The organism is Nonlabens dokdonensis (genome assembly GCF_002162835.1).
Lineage (GTDB): Bacteria > Bacteroidota > Bacteroidia > Flavobacteriales > Flavobacteriaceae > Nonlabens > Nonlabens dokdonensis_B.
In genome coordinates this window covers 1-6,573 of record NZ_MAAX01000141.1, presented here as the reverse complement: position 1 = coordinate 6,573, position 6,573 = coordinate 1, and the positions used below count along the sequence as shown (strand labels likewise).

The window sequence follows — 6,573 nt, the reverse complement described above, 5'->3', positions numbered from 1 at the left end:
AACTCTAAAACTTTAAACTATGATTAGAAATTTACGACGGTTGACCGCCGTGCTTTCTGTTTTTGCATATTCTCTACTTTCTGCGCAGGGGACTTGTGAATATACAGACGTCTCCTCAGGTACTGATAATTCCAACTATGTGGAATTTAACAGTTTTGATTGCGTAGATACAGTCGACAACTCCTATATTACGGAGGCTATTGTCGATTTTTACCACAACGGGTCTTCATGGACTTGTACAAATTATTATTCTTTTAATTTGGAAGTTAACGGTGAAGAAGTTGCTTCCGATTTTTGTGATCTTGATAGTGTTGATTTATCTACATATGGTGTGGATGTCAATAATATCACTAGTATAAAGATCGTTTCTCAAGACAATGATAGTTGGGCTGATAACAATACTATCAACGCTTTCTTAGGTCTTTATTATTCTACTCCAACGTGTCCTCCTCCTTCAGGAGCTGAGGCAACAAACATTAACCCTACTACTGCAGATATCTCTTGGGATTCAAATGGTAGTGAGGCATTATGGAATGTTGAAGTAGTAAATATTACTGCTGGTGATACAGCAACAGGAGTAGCTACTTATTCGGGTGTATCGAGTAATAGCCTTTATCAAATAACTACACTTTTGCCTGAAACTGAATATGAAGTTTATATTCAGGCTGACTGTGGTCCTTTTAATGCAACTCCACAAAGTGACTGGTCTTGGCCGGTAACTTTCACGACACCTCCTACATGTATTCCATTAGGAGATATTTCTATTGATTCAGTATTTGATACTTCAGTTTTCTTATCGTGGGCTCAGATTGCATCTGAGACTTCTTGGGATATTGAATTGATTAATACATCACTTACTCCTCCAGACACATTTACATTTACGCCTACGAATCCGGGTCTTTCAACAAATGCACCTGAATTAACGGGTCTAGTTCCTGAAAGTAACTACCAGGTAATCGTAAGAGCAAACTGTGGAATTATTGATGGTCCAAGTGCGTGGACTCAGGTTTACTTTTTCACAACTCTTCCAACTTGTCAGGCTCCTATTGATTTAGTTTTAGGATCTTATGATAATGATGAAATTACATTCTCTTGGACTTCTATTGATACGGAGACAATGTGGTATGTAGAGTATGTTAACGTAACCTTAGGTGAAATACAAACTGGTATTGCGGATGACAGTACTTTTACTGAGTCATATACTGCAATTAACTTAGATGCAAATTCTGAGTATGAATTATACGTTAGTGCTGCTTGTGGTGGTGCTGATGGAAGCTCTTATTGGTCAGGTCCAGTAACTATTACTACATTGTGTAACCCTGTTGCTATGCCATTTACTGAACCTTTCAGTACATGGGTGCCAGACTGTTTCGATGTTGATAATGGTGATGGTGACTGGAATGCTTATGTTACAGGTGGTGATACAGTAGCTGCACAAGCTAGAAACACTTGGGGTAACTATAGTACCAACAGACATCTTATTGCTCCAATGGTTAGTATTTCGCAAGAAGCATTACTTACTTTTAGCTGGTCTCACATGGAGAATACTAACTTTGATGATACATTAAGCGTTAGGTTGTCTTCTGATGGAGGTTTTTCATGGACAAATGTATGGAGTGTAACCGGTGGTGCTTTCCATTCGAATGATGGTGCTTCTTTTTCTTCTCCAGGTTCTTATATTGAACAAAGCTTGTTGATTGATAACTCGTATGTAGGTTCAGATGTAACTGTAGATATTGCTTATACTTCTCCTGCTTCAGGTGGTAATATGGTATTTATTGATTCTATGGCTGTAACGGCTTTACCTCCATGTAATATCCCATATTACTTAGATGTAGATTCATTGTATACTACTTCTGTAGATATGGCATTTACAGTTGCTGGAACGGGTGCTACTTCTTATGAAATAGAAGTAATTGAAGGACAAGATACTATTACAGGTGTTGCTACGGATATTGTTTCTGGTTCGCCATTTACTTTAACTGGATTAACACCAGGTACGGATTATACGGTTTATGCTAGAACTATTTGTGGATCGGATTCAACTGTTTGGGTTGGGCCAATTACATTTACTACAGTATGTGCACCGGTAGCCGAGTACTCTACTTCATTTGAAGGATTGGAAACTGATGATCCTATCAACTGTTGGAACCTAATTGATAGTTCGACTTCGGCTTGGACAAATGTTCATGTGTTTAGTGCAACTTGGGCTCCAGGGAATACAGGAATAGTGTCTCTTCATTTTGATAACTATAACGTTACTTCTAATTTACACCAATACGCTGTATTGCCGGAGTTTAGTAATGTATCAGATCAAACACATAGATTGAGATTCTATGCTAGACAAAATAATAATGGTACGAATGAATTGGTAGTAGGTACAATTACGGATCCTACAGATATCAATACATTTACGCCAAAAGATACAATTGATCCAACAGGAACGTACGCTCAATATACTTTCAATTTTGACGATTATACTGGATCTGATTCATATGTAGCCTTAAGAAGTGTTGCTACATCTAGTTGGTCAGATACGTATGTGGATGATGTTGAGTGGCAAGAAATTCCAAACTGTTTCCCTCCTACTTCAGTAACAATTGATTCTACATCAACTACTACTGTTTCTGTTTCGATAGATTCACTTGGAACATTTGGAACTGAGTGGTTCATTGAAATGGTGGATGTTACAGGTACGAATCCAACTGTATTGGATACTGCATTTACACCTTCACATACTATTGATGGATTGATGTCATCTACAGTATATGAAATGACTATCTCTACAAACTGTCCGGATGCTATTAGTGAAGAAACTACTTCTACGGTAGCTACTGACTGTGCTCCAGTTGGTGACTTCTATAATGACTTTGAGTCATTGTCTGGACCTGGTGATACATCTGTATGTTGGGATTATGTAGCAGTTCATACTTCTACATCTGCTTGGTCATTCCCTCTTGTTGATACATATAGCTCTACTTGGAACAATTGTGACGGTACAAATGCTGTTAGAATGTATAGTGGAGATGAATTGAGTTCAGAGTTATTATTAATTACTCCTGAATTAGCTGATATCAATGCTGGAACACATGTATTGACATTTACTGCTACTACATTTGGATCTTCTTGGACACAACCTGCTCCTTTTGAGGTGGGGACTATTACAGATGCGAATGACCCAAGTACATTTACTTCAATGTATTCTGGTGTAGCGCATTTTAACTGTGATTCAATTACTGTTCCATACCTTTCTTATACTGGAACGGATTCACGAATTGCAATTAGATTTGCCGCATCAACTACTTTCGATAACCTATACATCGATAAGATGAAATGGGAAGAAGGTCCTGCTTGTGCGTTACCTGTAGGTTTAATTGCTGAAGAGATTTTGGATTCTGAAGTTACACTTGAATGGTTGAATATTAGCCCTGATACCGTATGGTATTTAGAATTGGTTGATGTATTGGATACTTTAGATGTATATGATAGTATTCCAACGGATACTGCTTTTACGCATCCATTTACTATTACAGGATTGACAGAGAATACTATTTATGATGTATATCTATCAAATCTTTGTGATACACCTTACGCAGATGTTCAATTGACTTTTGTTACTCCATGGGGTAATAATATTGGAGTTACTGAAATTCTTTCACCTGGTTTAACAGGATGTAACTTGAGCGATTCTTCTCAAATTGAAATTGAAATCGAAAACTTTGGTGGTCTTCCAGCTACTGGATTCCCAGTAGAATTAAGTTGGGATGATTCTATCTTCTTTAATGTAGGTACTTTCATGGATACTATTCAGCCTGGTGCTACTGCTACCTTTGTTGTTGATGGTTATTATGATTTCTCTACAGCGAATGATTCTTCATTCTGGGTTCAGACTGCTTTAGCAGGAGATTCTGTATTATTAAACGATAAGAGAGGGTCTTCAGTTACCAACTTAGGTAATATGTTGATTGATGTTCAGATTAACACTGGAGATTACCCTACAGAGGTTGCTTGGGCATTAGTAGATACCGTAAATGGAATCTATGCTGATTCTATTTCTAACGGTACGTATACTATTTGGAATTCATCTTACTTCCATGAAGTTTGTGTGTATGAAGGAGCGGATTACGTTATGAATGCTTGGGATACATATGATGATGGATGGAATGGTGGTACCTATTCTATTACACGTTGTGGTGGTATTATCCTTGCAAACAACGATGGAAACGAAGTAGATAATGGTATTCAAGGTATTCCTTGGCCAAACTGGGATTTAGAAGCTACTGAAAGTTTACATATAGAGCCTTGTCCTGATAATGATCTTGCTGTAATGTCTATTGACGGATTAGTTAGTGCATGTGGACTTGGAATTGAAACTGGAAATGTTACCATTATGAACTTTGGTAACAATGATGTCGCAGCAAATGGTGCAACAGCTCAATACATGTTCAACAACAGTGGATTGTGGATTGACTTCTGGAACTTCGATTCTGGATTGGCTTCTCAAGAAGATACCATAATGGATCTGCCTGCTGTAGATATGAGTATTACTGGTGAATATACAATTGCTGTACAAGTTGTATTTGCATTGGATTCTGATACTTCTACCAATATGCAATCTATTGATATTACTAGTGTACCTACTTTAACGGAGGATTCTACTACATTCAATAGTGATAATGGTGGTTGGACTTCTGAAATAAATACTGGTGTTGCAAATTCTTGGGAATATGGTATTCCAACTACTACGGTTGCTGGAAACGGAAATGATCAAGAAGTTTGGGCAACGAACCTGACTGGTAATATGGCGCTTAACGAATCATCTTACTTAAACTCTCCTTGTTATGACTTCTCTAGTTATACAGATGATGTTGAGCTTGAGTTTGACTTTGTTAAGACTAGCTTTAGCCATTCTGTTCAATTGCAAAAATCATCAAATGGTGGTGCTACTTGGCAATGGGTATTTACGGCTACATCAAATACAAATAGCTGGACGCATAGAACTATGCTAGTATCTGGTCTTGATGGTGAGTCTGATGTAAGGTTTAGATGGGTTACTAACTCTTCTTGGTCTAATCCAATTGAAGGTTTCGCTTTCGATAATTGGGAGGCTTACGAACACGTACCATATACAGATGCTTCGTTATCTAACTTGGCAGTTGCTGGTAATACTGTATCTGCTCCTGTAGCCTTTGATCCAGCTGTATTAGATTATACGTATGAAGTACCATACGGAAGTACAAACTATAATGTTTCAGCTTCTGTTAATGCTCCATTCATTACAAGTATGACTATTGATCAAGTTTCTTCATTACCTGATACTGCATTTGTAACAGTTGTAGCTGAAGATAATAACTACTCTAGTACGTACTCTGTATATATTACGGAAGGTCCTGCTGCAACTGATGCAACACTACAGTCGTTATCTGTAAGTGGTAACTCGGTTCCTAACTTCCACCCTGATACATTATGTTATACTTTAACATATCCGTATGGATCTGCATTTACGCCTTCTGTTACATATTTGGAGAATGATCCAAATGCAACAGTACAGGTTAACAATGTTGCGATTCCTGGTACTGCTACTGTCGTAGTAACTGCTGAGGATGGAGTAACTGTAAATGTATATTGTATTAACTATGAAGTTCTATCTCAGTCATCAAATGCATTATTGTCTGATCTTACGGCTGATTTTGTAACGGTACCTGGATTTACATCTGGTGATACATTGTACTTCATGGAACTTCCTAATGGAACTACAACTCCTCCTACGGTAATTGGTACATCGGATGATCCTAATGCTACAATTGCGTACACGCAAGCTGTAAACTTACCGGATACTGCTGTGGTTGAAGTAACTGCTGAGGATGGAACAATAATTACTTATTATGTTGTATTTACAGAAGCTGCTGGAACGGATGCTTCATTATTAGATCTTACGATCAATGGTGGTACAGTAATTGGGTTTGATGCTACAACATTCAACTATTTTGTTGAATTGGATTATGGTACACCAATCCCATCTGTGAATGTTGGTGCACTTGCTGTAGATACTTCGGCTACTGTTGTAGTTGTAGATGCTACAGGTGTTCCTGGAACTACAGTTATTACGGTAACTGCAGAGGATGGTCTAACTGTTCTTATCTATTATATCAACTGGTCATACACTGAGCCAAGTGCTGATGCAACCTTATTCTCTATGTCTTCTGATTTAGGTGGATTCTGTGTTGGAGATTTGACTGATATGCAAGATTCTTTAGTTGTAGATGGTTCAGTATTGAACTATGTATTACAAGTTGGACCAGGATCTACATCATTAGCTGACTTATTGGTATATCCAAATGATGATAACGTTACTATTACTATTGAAGGTGATGGTACTGAGGCTCCTTATGGAGAGATTATCATTACTGTTGTAGCGCAAGATGGATTTACTACTCTTGTTTATACTGTTGATGTTACTGTGAACTGTACAATAGGATTGGATGAGACTGTTCTAGGTCAAATTTCAGTAAGTCCTAACCCATCTAACGGTATCTTCTCTATAGAGACGCCTGCTGACTTAACTAACTACGA

Annotated in this window: 1 protein-coding gene; it reads left to right on the top strand. The window is 37.8% G+C overall.

Annotation, left to right across the window (positions count from 1 at the left end):
- Positions 1-19 precede the first annotated feature (19 nt).
- The coding region (locus A9Q93_RS09360) for a fibronectin type III domain-containing protein (RefSeq protein ID WP_303687135.1) at positions 20-6,573 on the top strand (6,554 nt) is incomplete at its 3' end.